The organism is Stenotrophomonas sp. CCNWLW57 (assembly GCF_037203925.1).
In the GTDB taxonomy this organism is placed as follows: Bacteria; Pseudomonadota; Gammaproteobacteria; order Xanthomonadales; family Xanthomonadaceae; genus Stenotrophomonas; species Stenotrophomonas rhizophila_A.
In genome coordinates, this window is the sequence record NZ_JBBCBJ010000001.1 from 734,642 (window position 1) to 756,351 (window position 21,710).

26 protein-coding genes and 2 tRNA genes are annotated in these 21,710 nt (G+C 66.8%); 11 read left to right on the top strand and 17 right to left on the bottom strand.

Features of this window, described 5'->3' with window-relative positions:
* Window positions 1-7 precede the first annotated feature (7 nt).
* The 4 genes from V9K91_RS03190 to V9K91_RS03205 all read left to right on the top strand — a co-directional run bounded on the left by V9K91_RS03190 (window position 8) and on the right by V9K91_RS03205 (window position 3,147).
* On the top strand, window positions 8-1,897 hold the full coding sequence (locus tag V9K91_RS03190; RefSeq protein WP_336442677.1) for an MFS transporter: 1,890 nt from the start codon (window positions 8-10) through the stop codon (window positions 1,895-1,897).
* 162 nt (window positions 1,898-2,059) lie between these two features.
* A complete protein-coding gene (locus V9K91_RS03195) occupies window positions 2,060-2,341 on the top strand; it encodes a CD225/dispanin family protein (RefSeq protein ID WP_237334373.1) in 282 nt (93 codons plus the stop codon).
* Between the two features lie 43 nt (window positions 2,342-2,384).
* A complete protein-coding gene (locus tag V9K91_RS03200) occupies window positions 2,385-2,663 on the top strand; it encodes a CD225/dispanin family protein (protein WP_068854269.1) in 279 nt (92 codons plus the stop codon).
* Between the two features lie 64 nt (window positions 2,664-2,727).
* Complete coding sequence (locus V9K91_RS03205; RefSeq protein ID WP_095363138.1) at window positions 2,728-3,147, top strand: DUF2752 domain-containing protein; 420 nt, start codon at window positions 2,728-2,730, stop codon at window positions 3,145-3,147.
* On the opposite strand, the gene ampE is transcribed toward V9K91_RS03205, so the two are convergent.
* The 5 genes from ampE to V9K91_RS03230 form a co-directional block, all read right to left on the bottom strand.
* Complete coding sequence (ampE, locus tag V9K91_RS03210; protein WP_336442678.1) at window positions 3,144-4,037, bottom strand: regulatory signaling modulator protein AmpE; 894 nt, start codon at window positions 4,035-4,037, stop codon at window positions 3,144-3,146. The two genes, V9K91_RS03205 and ampE, sit on opposite strands and share 4 nt — an antisense overlap.
* Window positions 4,038-4,150: 113 nt before the next feature.
* Window positions 4,151-5,056, bottom strand: a complete 906-nt coding sequence (gene nudC / locus V9K91_RS03215; protein WP_336442679.1) for an NAD(+) diphosphatase — start codon at window positions 5,054-5,056, stop codon at window positions 4,151-4,153.
* Between the two features lie 63 nt (window positions 5,057-5,119).
* The gene (erpA, locus tag V9K91_RS03220; protein ID WP_068854273.1) at window positions 5,120-5,515 is read right to left on the bottom strand and encodes an iron-sulfur cluster insertion protein ErpA; all 396 of its coding nucleotides are present in this window, start codon (window positions 5,513-5,515) and stop codon (window positions 5,120-5,122) included.
* Window positions 5,516-5,561: 46 nt separating this feature from the next.
* Window positions 5,562-6,026 carry a polymer-forming cytoskeletal protein gene (locus tag V9K91_RS03225; RefSeq protein WP_093534912.1) on the bottom strand — a complete coding sequence of 155 codons (465 nt, stop codon included), beginning with the start codon at window positions 6,024-6,026 and terminating at the stop codon, window positions 5,562-5,564.
* A 4-nt stretch (window positions 6,027-6,030) separates the two neighbouring features.
* Complete coding sequence (locus tag V9K91_RS03230; RefSeq protein ID WP_068854275.1) at window positions 6,031-6,783, bottom strand: DUF6776 family protein; 753 nt, start codon at window positions 6,781-6,783, stop codon at window positions 6,031-6,033.
* 182 nt (window positions 6,784-6,965) lie between these two features.
* On the opposite strand from V9K91_RS03230, the gene V9K91_RS03235 reads away from it, so the two are divergent.
* Genes V9K91_RS03235 through V9K91_RS03245 form a run of 3 tightly spaced genes read left to right on the top strand, consistent with a single transcriptional unit; the run spans window position 6,966 to window position 11,800 of the window.
* Complete coding sequence (locus tag V9K91_RS03235) at window positions 6,966-7,589, top strand: DUF4126 domain-containing protein (RefSeq protein ID WP_068854276.1); 624 nt, start codon at window positions 6,966-6,968, stop codon at window positions 7,587-7,589.
* 24 nt (window positions 7,590-7,613) lie between these two features.
* A complete protein-coding gene (locus V9K91_RS03240) occupies window positions 7,614-9,491 on the top strand; it encodes an EAL domain-containing response regulator (protein ID WP_217537779.1) in 1,878 nt (625 codons plus the stop codon).
* A gap of 38 nt (window positions 9,492-9,529) precedes the next feature.
* Complete coding sequence (locus tag V9K91_RS03245; RefSeq protein ID WP_336442795.1) at window positions 9,530-11,800, top strand: ATP-binding protein; 2,271 nt, start codon at window positions 9,530-9,532, stop codon at window positions 11,798-11,800.
* 1 nt (window position 11,801) lies between these two features.
* Here V9K91_RS03245 and bfr read toward each other — a convergent pair whose 3' ends face one another.
* The 4 genes from bfr to V9K91_RS03265 all read right to left on the bottom strand — a co-directional run bounded on the left by bfr (window position 11,802) and on the right by V9K91_RS03265 (window position 12,938).
* On the bottom strand, window positions 11,802-12,272 hold the full coding sequence (bfr, locus tag V9K91_RS03250; protein ID WP_068854278.1) for a bacterioferritin: 471 nt from the start codon (window positions 12,270-12,272) through the stop codon (window positions 11,802-11,804).
* An 84-nt stretch (window positions 12,273-12,356) separates the two neighbouring features.
* Window positions 12,357-12,566: a bacterioferritin-associated ferredoxin gene (locus V9K91_RS03255; RefSeq protein ID WP_068854279.1), complete on the bottom strand. Its 210-nt coding sequence runs from the start codon at window positions 12,564-12,566 to the stop codon at window positions 12,357-12,359.
* A 171-nt stretch (window positions 12,567-12,737) separates the two neighbouring features.
* Window positions 12,738-12,812: transfer RNA gene (locus V9K91_RS03260), tRNA-Gln, on the bottom strand.
* A 49-nt stretch (window positions 12,813-12,861) separates the two neighbouring features.
* Window positions 12,862-12,938: transfer RNA gene (locus tag V9K91_RS03265), tRNA-Met, on the bottom strand.
* A gap of 121 nt (window positions 12,939-13,059) precedes the next feature.
* Between V9K91_RS03265 and V9K91_RS03270 the strand changes: the two genes are divergently transcribed.
* Window positions 13,060-13,695 (top strand): RNA pyrophosphohydrolase, encoded by a 636-nt coding sequence (locus tag V9K91_RS03270; RefSeq protein WP_336442680.1) that lies wholly within the window; start codon window positions 13,060-13,062, stop codon window positions 13,693-13,695.
* 100 nt (window positions 13,696-13,795) lie between these two features.
* On the opposite strand, the gene rpsI is transcribed toward V9K91_RS03270, so the two are convergent.
* Together rpsI and rplM are read right to left on the bottom strand one after the other, a co-directional pair.
* Window positions 13,796-14,188: a 30S ribosomal protein S9 gene (gene rpsI / locus V9K91_RS03275; RefSeq protein WP_017354549.1), complete on the bottom strand. Its 393-nt coding sequence runs from the start codon at window positions 14,186-14,188 to the stop codon at window positions 13,796-13,798.
* A 2-nt stretch (window positions 14,189-14,190) separates the two neighbouring features.
* On the bottom strand, window positions 14,191-14,619 hold the full coding sequence (gene rplM / locus V9K91_RS03280; protein WP_017354548.1) for a 50S ribosomal protein L13: 429 nt from the start codon (window positions 14,617-14,619) through the stop codon (window positions 14,191-14,193).
* A 182-nt stretch (window positions 14,620-14,801) separates the two neighbouring features.
* On the opposite strand from rplM, the gene coq7 reads away from it, so the two are divergent.
* The gene (coq7, locus tag V9K91_RS03285) at window positions 14,802-15,446 is read left to right on the top strand and encodes a 2-polyprenyl-3-methyl-6-methoxy-1,4-benzoquinone monooxygenase (RefSeq protein ID WP_093534963.1); all 645 of its coding nucleotides are present in this window, start codon (window positions 14,802-14,804) and stop codon (window positions 15,444-15,446) included.
* A 2-nt stretch (window positions 15,447-15,448) separates the two neighbouring features.
* Here coq7 and sugE read toward each other — a convergent pair whose 3' ends face one another.
* Both sugE and speD read right to left on the bottom strand, forming a co-directional pair.
* The gene (gene sugE, locus V9K91_RS03290) at window positions 15,449-15,766 is read right to left on the bottom strand and encodes a quaternary ammonium compound efflux SMR transporter SugE (protein ID WP_068854281.1); all 318 of its coding nucleotides are present in this window, start codon (window positions 15,764-15,766) and stop codon (window positions 15,449-15,451) included.
* Between the two features lie 168 nt (window positions 15,767-15,934).
* On the bottom strand, window positions 15,935-16,729 hold the full coding sequence (gene speD / locus V9K91_RS03295) for an adenosylmethionine decarboxylase (protein WP_017354544.1): 795 nt from the start codon (window positions 16,727-16,729) through the stop codon (window positions 15,935-15,937).
* A 171-nt stretch (window positions 16,730-16,900) separates the two neighbouring features.
* Here speD and crp point away from each other — a divergent pair, with 171 nt between their 5' ends.
* On the top strand, window positions 16,901-17,566 hold the full coding sequence (gene crp / locus V9K91_RS03300) for a cAMP-activated global transcriptional regulator CRP (protein ID WP_068854282.1): 666 nt from the start codon (window positions 16,901-16,903) through the stop codon (window positions 17,564-17,566).
* Window positions 17,567-17,642: 76 nt separating this feature from the next.
* Window positions 17,643-18,404 carry a sulfite exporter TauE/SafE family protein gene (locus V9K91_RS03305; RefSeq protein ID WP_093534922.1) on the top strand — a complete coding sequence of 254 codons (762 nt, stop codon included), beginning with the start codon at window positions 17,643-17,645 and terminating at the stop codon, window positions 18,402-18,404.
* A 93-nt stretch (window positions 18,405-18,497) separates the two neighbouring features.
* Here V9K91_RS03305 and V9K91_RS03310 read toward each other — a convergent pair whose 3' ends face one another.
* The 4 genes from V9K91_RS03310 to V9K91_RS03325 form a co-directional block, all read right to left on the bottom strand.
* Window positions 18,498-19,211, bottom strand: coding sequence for a haloacid dehalogenase-like hydrolase (locus tag V9K91_RS03310; protein ID WP_336442681.1), 714 nt, complete (start codon window positions 19,209-19,211; stop codon window positions 18,498-18,500).
* Window positions 19,208-20,011: an indole-3-glycerol phosphate synthase TrpC gene (trpC, locus tag V9K91_RS03315; RefSeq protein ID WP_068854285.1), complete on the bottom strand. Its 804-nt coding sequence runs from the start codon at window positions 20,009-20,011 to the stop codon at window positions 19,208-19,210. Before trpC ends, V9K91_RS03310 begins: the two co-directional genes overlap by 4 nt.
* 63 nt (window positions 20,012-20,074) lie before the next feature.
* Window positions 20,075-21,112 carry an anthranilate phosphoribosyltransferase gene (gene trpD / locus V9K91_RS03320; RefSeq protein WP_336442682.1) on the bottom strand — a complete coding sequence of 346 codons (1,038 nt, stop codon included), beginning with the start codon at window positions 21,110-21,112 and terminating at the stop codon, window positions 20,075-20,077.
* Window positions 21,109-21,696: an aminodeoxychorismate/anthranilate synthase component II gene (locus tag V9K91_RS03325; protein ID WP_068854287.1), complete on the bottom strand. Its 588-nt coding sequence runs from the start codon at window positions 21,694-21,696 to the stop codon at window positions 21,109-21,111. Before V9K91_RS03325 ends, trpD begins: the two co-directional genes overlap by 4 nt.
* Between the last annotated feature and the right edge of the window lie 14 nt (window positions 21,697-21,710).

Consider the following 21,710-nt stretch of genomic DNA (forward strand, 5'->3'; position numbering starts at 1 on the left):
AGATTCCATGTCCGGCCACAGTCAGTTCGCCCTGCTCCGCCAGCGCCGCTTCCTGCCCTTCTTCATCGTGCAGTCGCTGGGGGCGTTCAACGACAACGTATACCGCCAGGCCATCATCGGCCTGCTGTTCTACCTCGGCGTGAGCCAGGCCGAGCAGTCGCTGTACACCACGCTGGCGCCGGCCATCTTCATCCTGCCCTACTTCCTGTTCTCCGCCCTGGCCGGGCAGATCGCCGAGAAGCTGGAGAAATCGCGGCTGATCGTGATCACCACCACGATGGAGATCGGGATCATGACCCTGGCCGCGGTCGGCTTCCTCACCCAGAGCATGCCGATCCTGCTCGTTGCCCTGTTCTGTACCGGCCTGCAGTCCACGCTGTTCGGCCCGGTGAAGTACTCGGTGCTGCCCTCGGTGCTCAAGCCCGAAGAGCTCACCGGCGGCAACGGCCTGGTCGAGATGGGCACCTCCATGTCGATCCTGACCGGCATGATCAGCGGCGGCATCATCTTCACCCTGGCCGGCAGTTTCGGTCCGATCGTGGCGGCAACGGCAGTGATCGCGCTGGCCATTGCCGGCAACATCACCGCGCGCATGATCCCCAAGGTAGATGCCGGCGCGCCCGACCTGAAGATCAACTGGAACCCCATCCCGGAATCGCTGGCGGTGCTGCGCCTGGCCAAGAAACAGAAGGCCGTGGCCAATGCCATCCTCGGCGTGTCGTGGTTCTGGTTCGTCGGCACCATGCTCACCTCGCAGCTGCCCACCTATGCGGTGGTCAACCTGGGCGGCGAACCGACCCTGTACATCTTCGCGCTGGCGCTGTTTTCGATCGGCACCGGCGTGGGCTCGCTGCTGTGCGAAAAGCTGTCCGGCCGCACCGTGGAAATCGGCCTGGTGCCGTTGGGCGCCTTCGGCATGACCGCCTTCATGCTGGACCTGTACTTCGCGCGCGCCGGCACCGCCACCACGGCGGGCCTGGGCGTGGCCGCCTTCGTGGCCGCACCGGGCAGCGTGCGCATCATCGTCGACCTGGTGGGCATCGGTCTGTTCACCGGCTTCTTCGTGGTGCCGTTGTTCGCGCTGATCCAGAGCCGCACGCCCAAGTCGGAAATGTCGCGCGTGTTCGCCGCACTCAACATCCAGAATTCCGGCTTCATCGTCGCCGCAGCGATGATTGCGCTGGCCACGCAGAAATTCCTGCACTGGACGATCCCGCAGCTGTTCCTGGCGCTGGCGATCGCCAATGCGGTGGTGGCGGTCTACATCTTCACCATCGTGCCCGAATTCCTGATGCGGTTCCTCAGCTGGGTGATGGTGCGCTTCCTGTACCGCCTGCGCCCGCATGGCATTGAAGCCAACGTGCCGGATGAAGGCGCCGCGCTGATCGTCTGCAACCATGTCAGCTACATGGACGCGCTGATCCTGTCGGCAACGATCCCGCGCCCGGTGCGCTTCGTCATGTATTACAAGATCTTCAACATCCCGGTGATGCGCTGGATCTTCCGCACCGCCAAGGCCATTCCGATTGCCGGCGCGCGCGAGGACCCGGCGCTGATGCAGGCCGCGTTCGATGAGGTCGACAAGGCGCTGGCCGAAGGCGAACTGGTCTGCATCTTCCCCGAAGGTGCGCTGACCCGCGATGGCGAGATGGCCGCCTTCAAATCCGGCGTGGAGAAAATCCTCGAGCGCCGGCCGGTGCCGGTGGTGCCGATGGCGTTGCGCGGCATGTGGACCAGCATGTGGAGCCGGCGCGATACGCGCCTGGGGCGCATGCGGGTGCCACGCCGCCTGCGCGCCCACGTGGAAGTGTTCGCCGGCCCGCCAGTCGACGGCGCAGCGGCCACCGCCGAGGGGCTGGAAGCGCAGGTCAGAACACTGCGCGGTGATCAAGGCTGAAAGCGACGAGATCAGGGTATTCCGCAAAGAAATCCATTGCGGCGCTCATGTAAACGCATACATCGGCGGAAACATCGGGTAGATTACCGCCCATAGGGGGTGTCGCTTGGCGTTGGGAGATGCCAAGGGACAACCAATGGAATGGAGTCGTACTTGAATCATCTGCCGCCACCGACCCCGTCGGGCGTTGTCGTCCCCAACCATCTGGTCTGGGCGATCCTGACAACGTTGTTCTGCTGCCTGCCGTTGGGCGTGGTGTCGATCGTGTACGCGGCCCAGGTCGATGGCCGCCGCGCGGCCGGCGACCTGGCCGGTGCCTACGACGCATCGCGCAAGGCCGGTGGATGGGCATTGGCATCGGCGCTGGCCCTGCCGGTACTGCTGCTGTTGTGGTTTGGCCTGTTTGGCGGCATGGCCGCGCTGGGCGCTCTTTCCGACCTGTGAAACACCCTTCGTTCAACCCACCCAAGAAAATGGAGCTTCACTGATGAACGCCACTGCCCCGCAAGTCCCCAACCACCTGGTCTGGGCCATCCTGACCACCCTGTTCTGCTGCCTGCCGGCCGGCATCGTCTCGATCGTGTATGCCGCCCAGGTCAATGGCAAGCTGGCCTCGGGTGACATCGCCGGCGCGCAGGAATCGTCGAACAACGCCAAGAAGTGGGCCATGTGGTCGGCCATCATCGGCGTCGTGGCCATCGTGCTGTACATCATCCTGGTGGTGGTGATGGGCGTTGGCGGCGCAATGAGCGGCGGCAACTACTGATCGCCCCCTGGACGGCCCGGTCCGGCGCCCGCGCAGGGTGCCCGGCTCGGGCCGTTCTGCCGTCATGAGCCTGCCTTCCCGTTCCACCCTGTCGCGCTGGGCGCCGCTGGCCGTCACGGCCGGGCTGGCCGTGGGCGCAACCGCGGTGCTGCGTCATGTCAGCCCGTATGCCGGCAACAGCCCGCTGCCGGGTTGCCCGCTGTATGCGTTGACCGGGTTGTACTGTCCCGGCTGTGGCAGCACCCGCTGCCTGTATTCGCTGGTCCACTTCGACTGGTCCGGCGCGATGGCGATGAATCCACTGCTGGTGACCTCGCTGCCCTTCCTGCTGTTGATGCTGCTCAACAACGCAGGCGTGCGCATGCGCGCACTGGACCCGCTGATGCGGGTGCTGGCCAATCCCACCTTCTGGCTGGTGCTGCTGGTCGGCTATGCAGTGCTGCGCAACCTGCCATGGATGCCGTTCGCGCTGTTGGCGCCCTAGGTCACCCAACCGGCGATGACCAGCAACGCAAGCGCTGCCATCCACAACAACAGCATGCGCCAGACCAGGCTCATCGCATCGCGCAGCTCCGGCAGGCGGCGCCACACCGGCACCATGCCCGCGTCGCTGTAATCGTGCGCGTCTTCGCGCAGTTCGGCACTGACACTGGCACGCGCCACGGCGCCCAGAAAATCGGTGGACGCGGCCCAACTATTGCCGTGCGCCTCGCGCCAGGCCTTGAAGGCCGTGTCGAAGTTGCCCACCAGCGCCATCGACAGCGACATCAGCTGCGCCACCGGCCACTCCAGCCACGACAGCACCTGGCGTGCGCCTACCACCGTCTCCACGTCGGCCAACGAGCGCATCGGCCCCACCGCCAGCAGCGCGAGCAGGCGGTACGCCAGCGCGCCTACAGGGCCCAGCAGCAGGAACCAGAACAGCACCGCGAACCAGCGCCGCAGTGCGTTGAGTACGGTGGCTTCCACCAGCGAGGGCACGTCCTCGTGCAGGCTGCCGCCGGCGGACTGCAGCTGGCCGATAGCCGAATGCCGGGCGTGCGCGTCATCGGCGTCGATCACCGCTTCCACGTCACGGTCCAGGTCGCGCGGACCCCAGCACATCACCAGCGTGGCGATGCCCAGCAGCAGCGACGGCAACCCGAACAGACGGTCATGCAGCGCCCATTGCAGCAGGGCCAGCACCAGCACGAACGGAACCACCGCCACCAGCCAGCCGTGGCGCCCACGCCAGAAGCCGGTTTCGGCCGCGTGAGCGTCCAGCCACTGCAGCCAGCGCCGGTAACAGCCGAATCGACGCAGCGCCACGGCCGCGGCAGGCGCGACATGACCCAGGGCCAAGGCGACCAGTACTGCGACCAGGGTGGTGAACATGGCGGCCTCCGTTCGGTTTCTGGGCGCTACTATGCCTTGGGACCCGGCAATTCCCCGGGTCACAGGTAATGTATGCCGCCCCGTGTTCAGGCAGCGGCAACGTGGTGCCCGGCTCAGCTCACCTGGCTGCGGTACCAGTGCTCGATCAGGCTGCGTGAAATCGAGATCGGCGGCGACAGGCGGATGCCCACCCCATCGTCCTCGATGTCACGGGCCAGCGCCGCGCCCACTTCTTCGGCAGTGAACCAGCGCGCGTCTTCCAGCTCGCCATCCACGGTGGGCACGTCGTCTTCGGCCGTAGCGCTGAAGCCGAGCATCAGCGCGCCCGGGAACGGCCACGGCTGGGTACCGAGGTAGCGACAGCTGCGCACCCGTACCTTGCTTTCCTCAAAGACCTCGCGAACCACGGTCTGTTCCAGCGATTCGCCGGGCTCCACGAACCCGGCCAGCACCGAATAACGGCGGGGGGCCCAGTTGGCCTGGCGGCCGAGCAGCAGGCGCCCGTTGCTTTCCACCGCCACGATCACCGCCGGGTCCACGCGCGGGTAGTGTTCGGTGCTGCACGCGACGCAGCGGCCGATGAAGCCCCCCCGGGTGAAGGCCACGGCGCCGCCGCACACGCCGCAGAAGCGGGTGCGGGACTGCCAGTACGACATGCCGCGGGCATAACAGAAGGCGCTGGCATCGGCGGCGGACCAGGTGGTGGCCGATTCGCGCAGGTCCACGCGCTGGGGCGCCGCGATATCGACGGCGGCCGATTCGACCGAGAACCACGCCTGCTCGCCGCGCAGGCCGAGGAAGATGGCCGTGCCGGGGCCGCCCCCGACCTGGGCGCCGGTCAGCGCCAGCAGCTGGCCGTCGTCACCGGCCAGCGCGCGGCCATCGGGATCCAGCACCAGCACGTGCGCCTGCGGCCACAGCCGCAACAACGCATCGGCGTCGTCGCGCAGGGTATCGGCGCGTTCAAGGGGGTCGGTGGTGAAAGCAAAACCGGCAAGCGGCAAAGAGACATTGGACATCCCTGAAGCCTGCCGCGATTCAACCGGAACAGCAAGCGGTGCCGTGCGGCACCGCGGTGGCGATCACATGCTGAAACTGCTGCCGCAGCCGCAGGTGGTCTTCGCATTCGGATTGCGGATCACGAACTGCGCGCCGGTCAGGCTTTCGGTGTAATCCACTTCGGCGCCCATCAGGTACTGCAGGCTGAGCGGATCGACCAGCAGGGTGACGCCGTTGGTGTCCACGGCCAGGTCATCCTCGGCGCGGTTCTCGTCGAACTCGAAGCCGTACTGGAAACCGGAACAGCCGCCGCCCTGGATGTAGACGCGCAGGGCCAATGCATCGCTGGCCTCGTCCTGGATCAGTTCCTTGACCTTGGCCGCAGCGGCTTCGGTGAAGTTCAGGGGACGGTCCAGCGACTGGTAATTCGGCGCAGCGGCGGGGGTGGGGGCGCCGGGCAGGGAAACTAGCGTGCTCATGCCCCCAGCATGGGGGTGCATGGGCACGCTTTCAAGCACCGGCCGTTCAGGCCATGGCTTCGGCCAGCTTCCTGCGCGCGTTGCCGTCCTTGCCGTCCTTGCGGTCGGCACTGTCGTCGGCCGGCGGCGGCAGCGCCATCTGGGCGCCACCATGGATGAGACGCCCGGTGAGCTGGGCACCTGCGTTCATTTCCACCACCTGGTAGTGGACATTGCCGGTGACCCGGGCGCTGGGGGTCAGCTCGACCCGCTCGCTGGCATGCACGTCGCCATCCAGGCGGCCACTGAGCACCACCACGTGGGCGCGGATCTCGCCTTCGATGCTGCCCTGCTCGGCCAGCGTGAGGGTGGCCGTGGTCGCGCCTTCCTGGGCGATCACCTTGCCCAGGATGGTGCCTTCCACATACAGGCCACCGCTGAATTCCACGTCTCCCCGGATCACCACCTGCGCGCCGATCAGCGCGTCCACGACCAGATGCCCGTCGCGGTTGGATTTGTTGCTGCCAAACATGGGCTTACTCCCCTTCTTTTGCCGTTGCTGCAGCCGGTGCTCCGGACTGCTTCCAGTCGAATACCTGGGTGGCGCCCCCTGCGCCGCTTCCCAGCGTGACCCGCACACGTTGCGGGGTGAAGTCCTTGGGCAACATGACGCTGCCGGTGAGCTGCTGGAAGTACCGGAAGGAATACTCCTGGCCCGGCACCTTGGTGCGCTGGTGCAGCTCGTCCCAGCTGACCGAGGTCAACTTGCCGTCCTTGACGCCTTCAACCGTAAACCGCATCTGGCCCTGGCTGATCGCGCCACGGTTGAGGTTCTGGGTCAGCACTACGGCGTACTGCCAGGTGCCCGCCGTTTCCGGCGAAAATTCAATGGAATGGGTGTTCAGGCCCTTGCGCTGGCTGGTGGACCCGACCAGGCGTTCGTAGAAGGCCACGTCGGCACGCAGGCCGGCGATTTCCTCGTCGCGCTCGCCCAGCGAGGTCTGCACCTCGTTGTTGGCCGCGCGGCTGATCCGGTCCGACGCCTGCAGGGTGGCCTGGGTCTGCTGCAGTTCCACCACCTGCTTCTGCAGCGTTTCGGCACGCGCTTGGGCGGCGTCCAGCTGGCGGCCGGCGTCACCGCCGGGGCCGGCGGTCCAGCGCCCCAGCAGCGCGGCCAGGACCAGGCTGGCCAGCCAGATGCCGGCCAGGATCAGCAGCCGGCGGCGATCGGGCGCCACCGGGGTTCCGGGGCGGCGGATCTGGATGCGGGAAGGTGTCGGGTTGTTCATGGCGAATACGGCGGCACCGCAGCTTGGGCGATACCGACACGGCCCCTGTCGGGAAGAGCGACTGCTTAGTGTAAGTCAGGGTTGGCACATTTTTCGCCCCTGACACCCTGCGGGGCAGTAGCGTTCAGGGACGTCATCCCCGATAGTGTGGGCCTGTGCACACTTTCGCCGGAGCGCCTGCCATGACCGAGGCCCACCTGTTCGTGATCGGCATCCTGCTGGCCTGGCTGGCCGGCATCCGCGTGTACCTCACGGTGTTCGGGGTGGGCCTGGCCGGCATGCTGGGCTGGGTCGAGCTGCCGCCGGCGCTGCAGGCGACCGAGTCCTGGTGGGTGCTGGGCACCTCGGCCGCGCTGGCCATCACCGAATTCTTCGCCGACAAGATCCCCGGGGTGGACTCGGCCTGGGACCTGGTGCAGACCCTGGCCCGGGTACCGGCGGGTGCCTTCCTGGCTGCAGCCACGCTCTCGCCCACGGGCGAACTCAGCACCACGGCGCTGGCCGCAGGTGCCGGCGTGGCCCTGGCCAGCCATGGCCTGAAATCGGGTACCCGCGCCCTGCTCAATACCTCGCCCGAACCGGCCAGCAACTGGGTCGCCTCGGCCGCGGAAGACACGGTGGTGGTGGGCGGCCTGGCGTTGGCGCTGGCGCACCCGTGGCTGGCATTGATCGTCGTGGTGGCCTGCAGCCTGGTGGGCGCGCTGGTGGTCTGGCTGGTCTGGCGCACCCTCTGGAAGGGCATGCGCTGGCTGCTGCGGCAACCGGCGGGCAAGCCCGGGGCACTGGCCGACCGCGATGCCGCATAATCGCGCCGCAGACTGGGAGTACTGATGGCCGTCCAAGACAACGCTGTTGCATCCACCCGCGCCACCCGCGCCGAAACCCCGCCCGCCGATCATTGGCAGCGCTGGGCCAGCGCCGACGCGCCCGCCGTGGCGCCCGCGCCCAGCAACGTGGTGCCGCTCAACGCTGCCGCCGCCGCTGCCGTGTCCACCCCGCCGGTGCTGCCGCCATCGCAGTGGCAGCAGGACGATGCCACTACGCCGCCGCTGGGGAGCGAGGCGCCCTACCGTGTGCTGATCGTCGAAGACGACCGCTCGCAGGCCCTGTTCGCACAGAGCGTGCTGCATGGCGCCGGCATGGAAGCGATCGTGCACAGCGACGCCGAAGGCGTGCAGCAGGTGATCAACGAACAGCGCCCGGACCTGATCCTGATGGACCTGCACCTGCCGGGCCTGGATGGCATGCGCCTGACCGCGCTGATCCGCCAGCAGCCCGGTCAGCAGCTGCTGCCGATCGTATTCCTCAGCGGCGACCCGGACCCGGAGCGCCAGTTCGAAGTGCTCGACAGCGGGGCCGATGATTTCCTGAGCAAGCCGATCCGCCCGCGCCACTTGATCGCCGCCGTCTCCAACCGCATCCGCCGCGCCCGCGCGCAGGCGGCGCTGCAGCCGGGTGCGCAGGGCGCGCCGGCCATGAACAACCCGGAGACCGGCCTGCCGACCCGCCACCACGTGATGCATCAGCTCGGCGCGGCGCTGGCGCACGGCGAGCATGGCGGCCTGTTCTTCATCGAAGTAGCCAGTGCCCTGGGCCTGCGCGAGCGCTATGGCTATGCCGCGTTCGAACGATTGATGGTGCAGGCCGCGCAGCGGCTGGCCGACAACGCGCACCCGCACCTGCTGGCGCGCCTGAACGACAACAGCTTCCTGGTCGTGGCGCGTGGCCTGGACGAAGAATCACTGGACGCGATGGCGCACCAGCTGCGCGATGAACTGTCCGCGCGCTCGTTCGTGATCCGCGATGAGGAATCGGTGCACCTGCGCGGCGTGGTCGGGCATGCCCAGCTCTCCGGTGGCTTTGGCGATGCCGGCACGGCGCTGGAAGCGGTGGAGCGCACCACGCTGCAGGCGCGGTTGCTGCCCTCCGGCGTGGCCGCGCACGTGCGCCGCGAGGACGTCGCCGCGCAGGAACACCTGGCCATGCTCGAAGGCCAGCTCGAACCGGCCTACCAGCCGATCGTGGCGGTGGCCGGTGGCAACACCGCCCAGTACCAGGTGCTGCTGCGCCTGCGCCAGGCTGATGGCAGCGTACTCAACGCGGGCCAGGTGATCCCCGCTGCGGAAGCGGCCGGGCGCATCGCCGACCTCGACCAGCAGGTGCTGGACCATGCGCTGGGCCTGCTCGATCTGTACCGGCACGCCACCCAGCCACTGAGCCTGTTCGTGTCGCAGTCGCTGCGCACCCTGGCCCGCGATGCTTTCGCCGACTGGTTGCTGGAAACGCTGCAGCAGCGTGGGCTGCCCGGCAGCGCGCTGGTCATTGACGTGCGCCTGCCCGACGCACTGATCCACACCGTCACCCTGCAGCAGTTCTGCTCGCGCATGAGCGCGGCCGGGGTGCGCTTCTGCCTGAGCCAGTTCGAGCCCAGCGGTGAAGCCAATGCCCTGCTTGGCCAGCTGCCGCTGGCATTCGTGCGCATGGCCGCCCGTTTCTCCAGCAGCCATGCCAACCAGCAGACCCGCGATGAACTGCGTGGCGCGATCGATGCCGCGCACCGTGCCGGGGCACAGATCATCGGCCAGCAGATCGAAGACCCGCAGGCCGCAGCGGCGATGTGGATGGGCGGGGTCGATTTCATCCAGGGCAACATGGTGCAGTCGGCCGGGAGCGAGCTGAACTTCGACTTCCACACCGCGGTGCTCTGACCATGACGGCCCAAGGACGGGTTCCCTTCGCACTGTGGTTGGCGGCGATCGCGGCCGCCCTTGCCGCTACCGCCAGCGGCATGGCCGCAGCCGGCGCCAACGGCCCATGGCCGGTCATTGCCGCCGCCACCGCCGCCGTGGCGCTGATCGCCACGCTGGTGGGCGTGAGCCGCTGGCGCGAGCTGCAGGCGCAGCTGGCCCTGGGGCAGCGCCGCCACGAGGCGCTGGCCGTTGAGCGCGACCACCTGCAGCGCGCCATGCAGCAGCAGGACATGCTGGAACAGGAGCTGCTGCAGGCCAAGCAGGCGGCCGAGGCCGCCGCGCTGGCCAAGGGCGAGTTCCTGGCGACCATGAGCCACGAGATCCGCACGCCGCTCAACGGCATCCTGCCGATGCTGGACCTGATCGCGCGCGGCCAGCTGGGCACCGACCAGCGGCAGATGCTGCAGACCGCCACGGTCAGTTCGCAGCAGCTGCTGCGCATCGTCGATGACATCCTGGATTACTCCCGGCTGGAGGCCAAAGGCCTGGACCTGGAGATCACCACGTTCAACCTGCGCGAGCTGCTGGAAGGCATCGTCCAGCTCATGCAGCGCAGCGCTGAAGCCAAGGGTCTGGCGGTGTCGCTGGAACTGGACCCCGCCGTGCGCCTGTCGGTGCGCGGCGACCCGGTGCGGCTGCGCCAGGTGCTGGGCAACCTGATGGTGAACGCCATCAAATTCACCGAGCGCGGCCAGATCCGCCTGCGCGTGACCCGCCAAGGCGAGACCGCCAGCCAGCACCAGCTGCGCTTCGAAGTCATCGACACCGGCATCGGCATCGACGGTACCCTGCAGGCGCGCCTGTTCCAGTCCTTCAGCCAGGCCGATGCCTCCACCACGCGCATCTACGGCGGCACCGGCCTGGGCCTGGCCATCTGCAAGCGCATCATCGACCTCATGCACGGCAACATCGGGGTGAGTTCGACCCCGCGCCACGGCGCCACGTTCTGGTTCGAGATTCCGCTGCTGAAGGTCGTCGGCGACCTGCCGGCCGCGCCGCTCACCACGCGCGCCCTGCTGGTCAGCGAAGACCCGCTGCTGGTGCAGCGCCTGCAGCGCGTGCTGCAGCACCACGACATCCGCCTGCACACGGTAGACAGCGCATCCGCCGCGCTGGACATCCTGCGCGCGCCGGTACGCCCGGGGATCGAGCCGGACCTTGCCTGGGTGATCGCCGACACCCATGCACTACGCCACGGCGCCACCGCCCTGCACCGCGCGGTGCTGCACGATGCCCGCACGCCCACTCCGCGCCTGCTCTGGCTGCAGGGCGACGAGCAGCTGGCCGCGCTGCTGCGCGAGAACACCTGCGTGCTACCGCGCGAGGCCGGTGACGTGGACCTGCATGCGGTGCTGCGCCCGGCAGTGGCCAGCGCGCGCCCGGCACCCCTGCTGGCCAGCGTGGAGCCCTACAGCGGTCCGGTGGACGCGCCGCAGCTGGGCCTGCGCCTGCTGCTGGTGGAAGACAACAGCGTCAACCTGCTGGTCGCCCAGCGCCTGCTGCAGGTGCTGGGCTGCACCGTCACCACCGCCACCGATGGCGAACAGGGCCTGCAGCAGCTGCAGACCCGCGCCTTCGACCTGGTGCTGATGGATTGCCAGATGCCGGTCCTGGATGGCTACAGCGCCACCCGTCGCTGGCGCGAGCAGGAAGCGGCGGAAGGCCGCCCCCGGCTGCCGATCGTGGCGATGACCGCCAACGCGATGGCCGGCGACCGCGAGCGCTGCCTGCAGGCGGGCATGGACGATTACCTGTCCAAGCCGGTCAACCGCGAGTCGCTGCAGGCGTGCCTGCTGCGCTGGCAGCTCACGATGGAAGACAACGCCGCCGACGCGCGCAATACACCCACCCCATTGCCGCCGCCGCTGCCGCCGCTGGTTGGAGACAACGGCAATGACGACGTCTCGCCCGGGGTGCTCGACACCGGTGTGCTGGATGAGCTGCAGGAGGTGATTGGTGCGGAGACCGCCACCATCATCGCCGTGTTCCTGGAAGACACCCCGCCCTTGATCCGGCAGCTGCAGGACGCGTCGGTGGCCGCCGACCTGGAAACGCTGCGCGCGCTGGCGCACAGCCTGAAGTCGGCCAGTGCGAACGTGGGGGCGATGGCGTTGTCGGTGGCGGCACGTCGGATTGAACACGACGCCCGCGCCGGCACGCTGGAGCGCCCGGCCGTGGCCGTGGCGCTGTTGATTGCCGAATACGCGCGTGCACGGCTGGCGCTGGCCGGCTACCAGGCCGGCATCGGCGCCACGGCCGCGCGCTGAATCAGTCTTCCAGTTTGGTGAGCAGGTAATTCGGCTCGCCGATGCGCTCGATCAGTTCCAGCTGGGTTTCCAGCCAGTCGATATGCTCTTCCTCGTTGTCGAGGATCTTCACGAACAGCTGGCGGCTGACGTAATCGCCGACCGAATCGGCATAAGCCACCGCCTCGCGCAGGGTGACGGTGCCTTCGCGCTCCAGCGCCAGGTCGCACTGCAGGATCTCGGTGGGGTTTTCGCCGATGCGCAGCTTGCCCAGCGCCTGGAAGTTCGGCAGGCCTTCAAGGAACAGGATGCGGTCGGAGAGCACGTCAGCGTGCTTCATCTCCTCGATCGATTCCTTGTATTCGTGGTCGGCCAGTTCCTTCAGACCCCAGTTCTTCAGCATCTTGGCATGCAGGAAGTACTGGTTGATCGCGGTCAGCTCGTTATAGAGGACCTTGTTGAGGAATTCGATGACCTTCGTGTCGCCTTTCATGACCGTGCTCCTGCAGCGTGAAAACGCCGGCACTGTAGCGCGTCCCTGCAGGCAATGAGGGAACGCGAATCATGATCGATCGGTTTACGCGACCTGCGCCAACCCCAGGACAGGCAACGGCAGGTCGTGGGTGTTGCGGGCCTTGGCCAACAGGTCGGCCGCCATGTCCAGGCAGGAACCGCAGGTAGCGCCGCAGCCGGTGCGCATGGTCAGCTCGGACACGCTGGCGACACCGCTCTGGGCGGCTTCGCGGATCTGGTGGTCGGTTACCCCGTTACAGATGCAGACGTACACGTGCGGACTCGGCAGGCAGGCCCGGATCGGCCTGTGCGTATTCCAATCGAAACGAGAATGGTTGTCAATTTCGTAACTGAATCATTCTCGATACGGTTCAGCGTGCCCGTTCAGCCGGCCCGACGCGGAGCAAAAAAAAAGACCGATCTTTCGATCGGTCTCTTTCGTATTTGGCTGCCCCGGATGGATTCGAACCACCGAATGCCTGAGTCAGAGTCAGGTGCCTTACCGCTTGGCGACGGGGCAAAACGTGCGTGCAATTGTTGCACTTTCTCACTGGAAAACCAAGCGGACTTGGTGGCTATGGGTGGACTCGAACCACCGACCCCAGCATTATGAGTGCTGTGCTCTAACCGGCTGAGCTACATAGCCTTAGTGAGCCGGCAATTCTGGACATGTAAACGGAATCTGTCAACACCTTTTCACCGCGCTTGTGAGTGGGCAGCGGGCGTGTCACAGTCCTGACCAGTAGATTTTTCTAGGAGTCCGCATCGTGATCGATCCGGACGGCTATCGACCGAACGTCGGCATCGTGCTGATGCGGCAGGACGGGCAGGTGTTCTGGGCACGACGTGTGCGCCGGGATGGCTGGCAGTTCCCGCAGGGTGGCATGAACACCGACGAGACGCCTGTCGAAGCCATGTATCGCGAGTTGCATGAAGAAACCGGGCTGTTGCCAGAGCACGTCGAAGTGCTGGGTGCGACACCGGGCTGGCTGCGCTATCGCCTGCCCGCCCGTGCCATCCGTCGCAACGAGAAGCAGGTCTGCATCGGACAGAAGCAGGTCTGGTTCCTGCTGCGCCTGTCGGGCGACGAATCGCACGTGAAGCTGGACCATACCGACAGCCCCGAGTTCGACCAGTGGCGCTGGGTGGATTTCTGGTATCCGGTCGAGCACGTGGTGATGTTCAAGCGCGGGGTCTATGCGCGGGCGCTGCGTCACTTGGCGCCGTTGGCCCGGGGCGTGGCCGGCACCGGCGTGGAGTCGATGCCCAAGTCCGCCCAGGAGGCCTGGATGCCGGGGCACGCGGCGGGCCATGACCGCCCGCGCAAGCGCGCGCCGGCACCCAAGCGCGGCGGCGGGTACTGGCCGCGCAGCAAGACCAAGGGTGAGCCGGGGGCGGTGTAACCGTAACCTGCCCCGCTGAAACGACAAAAGCCCGGCCAAAGCCGGGCTTTTGCTTTCCTCCCAGCGGGATCTCGAAGGATCCCACGCCAGGCGCGATGGATCAGCGCTTGGAGAACTGGGTGGCGCGACGTGCCTTATGCAGGCCGACCTTCTTACGCTCGACTTCACGGGCGTCACGGGTCATGAAGCCAGCCTTGCGCAGCTCGGACTTCAGGGTTTCGTCGTACTCGACCAGCGCGCGGGCGATGCCCAGGCGGATCGCACCGGCCTGGCCGGTGGTGCCGCCGCCAGCGGCGGTGACCATGATGTCGAACGATTCGGTGTTCTTGGTCAGTTCCAGCGGCTGACGCACGATCATACGTGCGGTTTCACGGCCAAAGAACTCGTCCAGCGGACGGCCATTGACGGTGATGTTGCCGGCGCCCTTGCGCAGGAACACGCGGGCGGTGGAGGACTTGCGGCGGCCGGTGCCGTAGTTTTGAGTGATAGCCATGATTAGATATCCAGAACCTGGGGCTGCTGAGCGGCGTGCGGGTGCTCGGAACCCGAGTACACCTTGAGCTTGCGGTACATGGCGCGGCCCAGCGGGCCCTTCGGCAGCATGCCCTTGACGGCGGTTTCGATGACGCGCTCCGGGTGGCGCTCCAGCGCCTGGGCCAGAGTTTCGGTCTTCAGGTTGCCGATGTAGCCAGTGAAGCGGTGGTACAGCTTGTCCTGCAGCTTGTTGCCGGTGACGGCAATCTTTTCTGCATTGATGACAACCAGGTAATCACCGGTATCAACGTGAGGGGTGTAGACCGGCTTGTGCTTGCCGCGCAGACGGCGGGCCAGCTCGGTGGACAGACGGCCCAGCGTCTTGCCGGAGGCGTCGACGAGATACCAGTCGCGCTGGACGGTCTCGGACTTTGCAGTGAAAGTGCTCATGGAAGAACTCAGGTAGGTCGGGCTCATTGCGGCCATGGAGCGGCCGGAACTCTGCCACGCGTTGTGAAGAGGCGGGATTGTACTGGCCATTTGGCCCACATGCAAATCGACCGGCGGCATGGCTTGGCAGACCGGCGCCGGGGGGCGAGAATCGATGATCCCCCGCCGCGATGCCCGACCGCATGACCGCGCTCCGCCAGATCACCCCGCTCGACCACCTGCTGACCGAGGCCCAGCGCGCCCTAGACACGGTGTTCGGCAACCCGCCGGCCAGCCGCCCGTACCCGGCCGAGGCGACCCCGGACGCACCGATGCCCGCCCCGGCCCGCCGCCATGCCGCCGGCCTGATGCGGATCAACCATGTCGGCGAGGTCTGCGCGCAGGGCCTGTACTTCGGCCAGGCCGCGGTGGCCCGCGAGCCGGAAACCCGCGCCCACCTGCTCGAGGCGGCCCAGGAAGAGACCGACCACCTGGCCTGGTGCGCCCAGCGGCTGCGCGAGCTGGACAGTCGGCCCAGCCTGTTCAACCCGATCTGGTACGCCGGCAGCTATACCATCGGCACCCTGGCCGGGCTGCGCGGGGATGGCTGGAACCTGGGCTTCGTGGTGGAAACCGAGCGCCAGGTGGAAGCCCACCTGGACGAGCACCTGGACACCCTGCCCCCGACCGACCAGCGCAGCCGCGAGATCCTCAAGGTGATGAAGATCGACGAGGCCCGCCACGCCGACCACGCCGAGCATGCCGGCGCGCGGAAGCTTCCGCCGCCAATTCCGGGCGTGATGGCGCTGGCCTCCAAGGTCATGAAGACCATCGCCTACCGGCTTTAAGGTCAGCCCGAAACGAGTTTGAGGCCGATCACCCCGGCCACGATCAGCCCGATGCAGGCCAGGCGCGGCGCCGAAGCGCTGTCGCCGAACAGGAAGATGCCCAGCGTGGCCACGCCCAGCGCGCCGATGCCGGTCCAGATCGCGTAGGCGGTGCCCACCGGGATGGATTTCATCGCCTGGCTCATCAGGTACAGGCTGACCAGTGCCGCGCCGACCGTGGCGAGCGTGGGCAGCGGCTTGCTGAAGCCGTCCGAATATTTCATTCCGATCGCAAAGCCGATTTCAAAGATGCCGGCCAGCAGCAGGTAGATCCAGGGCATGGGTGCCTCCTAAACAAAAACAAAACGGCCCGGTGTCTTCACACCGGACCGTCGTCGGTAGCTTGCCGTGGAACATTGCTTCTGCGCAAAACATATGTTCCACAGGGCGGGGCGTCCCGCCTTGTGCAGCACCACCCGGGCCAAGGCCCGGGCGGGTGTCGCGTGGTGTTACTCGGACAGGTTGCGGCCGTGGAACAGCTCTTCGATCTCGCGCTTGAGCAGCGCTTCGATCTTCATGCGTTCCTTGAACGAGATGTTCTTGGCCTTTTCCTCGAACAGGTACTGGTCCAGGTCGAAGTCCTTCAGGTGCATCTTCGTGTGGAAGATGTTTTCCTGGTAGACGTTGACGTCGAACATCTCGTAACGCGACTTGATGTTCTTGGCCAGGAAGTTCTGGATCGAGTTGATCTTGTGATCGATGTAGTGCTTCTTGCCCTTCACGTCACGGGTGAAGCCACGGACGCGGTAGTCCATGATCACGATGTCCGATTCCAGGCTCTCGATCAGGTAGTTCAGCGCCTTCAGCGGCGAAATCACGCCACAGGTAGCCACATCGATGTCCGCGCGGAACGTCGCGATGCCTTCCTGCGGGTGGGTTTCGGGGTAGGTATGGACGGTGATGTGGCTCTTGTCCATGTGCGCTACCACGGCATCGGAGATCAACTCCTTGCCCGCCAGCTTCTTGTCGATCACCGGCTCTTCGGAGATCAGGATCGTCACCGACGCGCCCTGCGGATCGTAGTCCTGGCGCGCGACATTAAGGATGTTGGCGCCGATGATCTCGGCGACATCGGTCAAGATTTGAGTCAGCCTATCGGCGTTGTACTCTTCATCGATGTATTCAATGTAACGCTGACGCTCCTCTTCGGTGCGGGCGTAACACACGTCATAGATGTTGAAGCTCAGCGCCTTGGTGAGGTTGTTGAAACCCTGCAACCTCAGGCGAGGCAACGGCTTGACCACGGCGGTCGATCCTGTGTGTGGTGGGAAAGGATCAATTATGGGGCAAAGTGATCGGGGGCGAAACTTGCATTGAAACAAGTTGCTGTGTTGGGGTTTGCCCTTCACAACCCTGATCGTTAAGCTCGCGGCACATAGCCGTGAATTGTTCATGAGCAAAGGGAGCGCCTCAACGTGTCATCTGTGCGCCTTGCCACAAGTCCATTGGCCCTGGACATCGCCACCATTGACCGCTTTCTGGCCCACAGCCACCGACGCCGCTACCCGGCCCGCACGGACGTTTTCCGCCCCGGCGACCCCGCCGGCACCCTGTATTACGTGATCAGCGGCTCTGTTTCCATAATTGCTGAAGAGGAAGACGACCGCGAACTGGTCCTGGGCTACTTCGGCTCCGGGGAGTTCGTCGGCGAGATGGGCCTGTTCGTGGAAACCGACCGCCGCGAGGTGATCCTGCGCACCCGGACCCCCTGCGAGCTGGCCGAGATCAGCTACGAGCGGCTCCACCAGCTGTTCCTTGGCCCGCTGTCCACCGACGCGCCCCGGCTGCTGTACGCACTGGGCCAGCAGGTCTCCAAGCGCCTGCTCGACACCAGCCGCAAGGCCAGCCGCCTGGCGTTCCTGGATGTCACCGACCGCATCGTGCGCACCCTGCATGACCTGTCCCGCGAACCGGAGGCCATGAGCCACCCGCAGGGCACCCAGCTGCGCGTGTCGCGCCAGGAGCTGGCCCGCCTGGTCGGCTGCTCGCGTGAAATGGCCGGCCGCGTGCTGAAAAAGCTGCAGAGCGATGGGCTGCTGCATGCGCGGGGCAAGACCGTCGTCCTGTACGGCACCCGATGACGCCGGATGCCGGCCACCGGCCGGCGCCAACGTCGGCATGACAGCGCCTTTCACGCGCTGCCGCTAGGCTGACGGCATGGCACCTGGCAGCGAATTCTACTGGTTCATCCTGATCGGGCTTGGCGCGCAGCTGGTGGACGGCGCGCTCGGCATGGCCTTCGGGCTCGTCTCATCGTCGGTCATGCTCAGCATGGGCCTGCCGCCGGCGGCGGTCAGCGCAAGCGTGCACACCGCAGAGGTGTTCACGACAGGCGCCTCGGGTGTTTCGCACCTCGTGGCCGGCAACGTGGACAAGCGGTTGTTCCTGCGCCTGGCCCTGCCGGGCGCGGTCGGCGGCGTGCTGGGCGCCTATGTGCTGACCCAGCTGCCCGGTGATGCGATCCGTCCCTTCATCTACGGCTACCTGCTGATCCTGGCGGTCTTCATCCTGCTGCGCGCAGCCGGAAAGCTGGTGCCGCGCCAGGAAGTAAAGCGGGTGCCGGTGCTGGGCTTCGTCGCCGGGCTGCTGGACGCCAGCGGCGGCGGCGGCTGGGGTCCGGTGGCCACCTCCACCCTGCTCGCCCGGGGCGGCCAGGCCCGGACCACCATCGGCACGGTCAACGCGGCCGAGTTCGTGGTGACGCTGGCGGTGTCGATCACCTTCCTGCTCTCGATGGGCCTGCAGTACCTGAACATCGTGGCCGGCCTGCTGATCGGCGGCATGATGGCCGCCCCGCTGGCCGCGGTGCTGGTGAAGCGGGTCAAGGAACGCTGGGTGCTGGTGGCCGTAGGCGTGCTGGTGCTGTCGATCAGCCTGTTCCAGATCAGCGGCGCGGTGCGCGGCTGGCTGGCGGGGTAAAGCGCGGCGCTGTGCGCCGCCGCCCTACCAACGGTAGGGCGCTACCGGCGTGTGGCGCGCCAACGGTAGGTATCGACCGTTGGTCGATACGCCTCAGCGGTCGCCGCCGCGATCCACGCAACCCCAGTTGAGGATCCGCGTGCCGGGCTTCAGCACCTGCCGGAAATACGCGACCTTGGACACCTTCGGGTTCACCACCACCGGCTCCTTGGCTGCCAGCAGCAACGGCAGGTCCGCGGTGCTGTCCGAATAGGCCACATCGATGTCGCCATAGCCGCGCTCGCGCAGCATGCGCATCTTCTCTTCGTTGTGGCAATGGCGCGTGGCACCAACCGCACCGAAGCGCGGCCCCACTTCGCTGCCGATCACCGGCACGCCCTGATGGGCGACAAACGCCAGGATGGCGCGGGCCAGCTCCGGCGGCGCGCCGGTCGCCACCACTACCCGGTCGCCCTGCGCCCGGTGCGTGGCGAATACCGCCAGCGCCTCCGGCAGCAGCTTGGCGCGCAGCTGTGCCTCGTGGGTGAGCACGTAGGCGTCGATCACGCGGTTGAACTCGCGTGCGCGGTGCAGGCCGAACGTGGCGATCCACACATACACCGAAATGCCGGCGCGCCGGGTCGGCAGCATCGCCGCCATCGGGCCGGCAATCGGCGTCACCAGCAGCGCGGCCAGCAGCCGCAGCGGATTGCGCTTGATCAGCGAGGCAAACAGGTGGCTGCCGGAATCGCCGTCATAAAGGGTGTGGTCGAAGTCGAAGACCACCAGCGGCGCGTCGTCACGCGGAGTCGGGTAGATCGCAGTCATGCGCTGAAGAATAGCTGACGCAGGCCCTCGCCGGGCTCTTCGACCCGCATGAAGGCCTCGCCCACCAGGAACGCATGCACGCCGGCGTTGCGCATCAGGCTCACGTCGTCAGCGCCCAGGATGCCGCTCTCGGTCACCAGCAGGCGGTCGCGCGGCACGGCCTGGCGCATGTCCAGGGTGGTCTGCAGCGACACCTCAAAGGTGCGCAGGTTGCGGTTGTTGATGCCGATCAGCGGCACCGGCACCTGGATGGCGCGTTCGAGTTCATCGATGTCGTGCACTTCCACCAGCACGTCCATGCCCAGCTGCATGGCCAGGTCGGACAGCTCAGCCAGCTGGCGGTCTTCCAGCGCGGCCACGATCAGCAGGATGCAGTCGGCACCCAGCACGCGGGCCTCGTAGACCTGGTACGCATCGATCACGAAGTCCTTGCGCAGCACCGGCAGCGTGCAGGCGTCGCGGGCCTGCTGCAGGTAGGCATCGTCGCCTTGGAAGAAATCCACGTCGGTCAGCACCGACAGGCAGCTCGCCCCACCGAACTCGTAGCTCACCGCGATATCGGCCGGGTGGAAGTCCGGGCGGATCACGCCCTTGGACGGGCTGGCCTTCTTCACCTCGGCGATCACCGCCGGGTTGCCGGCGGCAATCGAGGCGCGTAGTGCATCGGCGAAGCCGCGCACCGGCGGGGCGCCGGCCAGGCGTGCCTGCAGCGCTTCCAGGGGAACCCGTGCACGGCGCTCGGCCACTTCAACGGCCTTGCGGGCCAGGATGGTCTCGAGGATGTCGCTCTTGTCGCTCATGTCGTTCAGGGTCCTTCAGGCCGGCCATTATCGGCCAGCCTGCAGCAAAGCGTGAAATCGGGCTCAGCCCGCGCGTCGGATGCGCTGGGTCGCATCCACGTAATCCTGCATGCGCTGGCGTGCGCTGCCGTCGGCGATGGCCGCGCGGGCACGGGCCAGGCCGTCGGCGATGCTGCTGGCCACGCCGGCCACGTACAGCGCCGCCCCGGCGTTGAGCGCCACGATGTCCAGCGCCGGGCCGGGCTGGTCGTCGAGCACCCCACGCAGCATCGCGATGGATTCTTCCGGCCCGCTCACCTTGAGGTTGCGGCTGGCCGACATGGCAATGCCGAAGTCTTCGGGGTGGATCTCGTATTCGCGCACCTTGCCGTCGCGCAGCTCGCCGACCAGGGTACCGGCGCCGAGCGAGATCTCGTCCATGTTGTCGCGGCCCCACACCACCATGGCGCGCTCGGCGCCCAGCTCGCGCAGCACGCGTGCCTGGATGCCGACCAGGTCGGGATGGAACACGCCCATCAGCACGTTGGTGGCGCCAACCGGGTTGGTCAGCGGGCCAAGGATGTTGAAGATGGTGCGCACGCCCATTTCGCGCCGCACCGGGGCCACCACCTTCATGGCAGGGTGGTGCATCGGGGCGAACATGAAGCCGATGCCGGTTTCACTGATCGCGCGGGCCACCTCCTCCGGACGCAGCTCGATGATCGCGCCCAGTGCTTCGATCGCATCGGCACTGCCGGACTTGGACGAGACGCTGCGGTTGCCATGCTTGGCGACCTTCGCGCCCGCCGCCGCCACCACGAACATCGCGCAGGTGGAGATGTTGAAGGTATGCGAGCCGTCGCCCCCGGTACCGACGATGTCGATCAGGTGGGTGCGGTCTTCGACCGGCACGGACAGCGCCAACTCGCGCATCACCGTGGCCGCACCGGCGATCTCGCCCACGGTTTCCTTCTTGACCCGCAGGCCGGTGAGGATCGCAGCGGTCATCACCGGCGAGACTTCACCGCGCATCACCTGGCGCATCAGGTCGACCATCTCGTCGAAGAAGATTTCGCGGTGCTCGATGGTGCGTTGCAGGGCTTCCTGGGGGGAGAAGGTCATGCGGGGTTCCTTTGCAGGAAATTCTTCAGCAGGGCGTGGCCGTGCTCGGTGAGGATCGATTCGGGGTGGAACTGCACGCCTTCCACCGGGTGTTCGCGGTGGCGCAGGCCCATGATCTCTTCCATGGTGCCGTCCTCGTTCTCGGTCCAGGCGGTCACTTCCAGGCAGTCAGGCAGCGTGGTCTTGTCCACCACCAGCGAGTGGTAGCGGGTGGCCTGGTAGCGGTCCGGCAGGCCGGCGAACACGCCCTTGCCCAGGTGGCGGATCGGCGAGGTCTTGCCGTGCATGATGGTACCGGCGCGGATGACATCGCCGCCGTACACCTGGCCAATGCCCTGGTGGCCCAGGCACACGCCCAGGATCGGCGTGGTCGGACCCAGCCGCCGGATCAGCTCCAGCGACACACCCGCTTCGTTGGGCGTGCACGGGCCGGGTGAGATCACGATGCGCTCGGGCGCGAGCGCGGCGATCTCGTCAACACTCAGGGCGTCGTTGCGCACCACCTTTACATCGGCACCCAGGGTCTGCAGGTACTGCACGAGGTTGTAGGTGAAGCTGTCGTAGTTGTCGAGCATCAACAACATGGCAAATTCCTGGA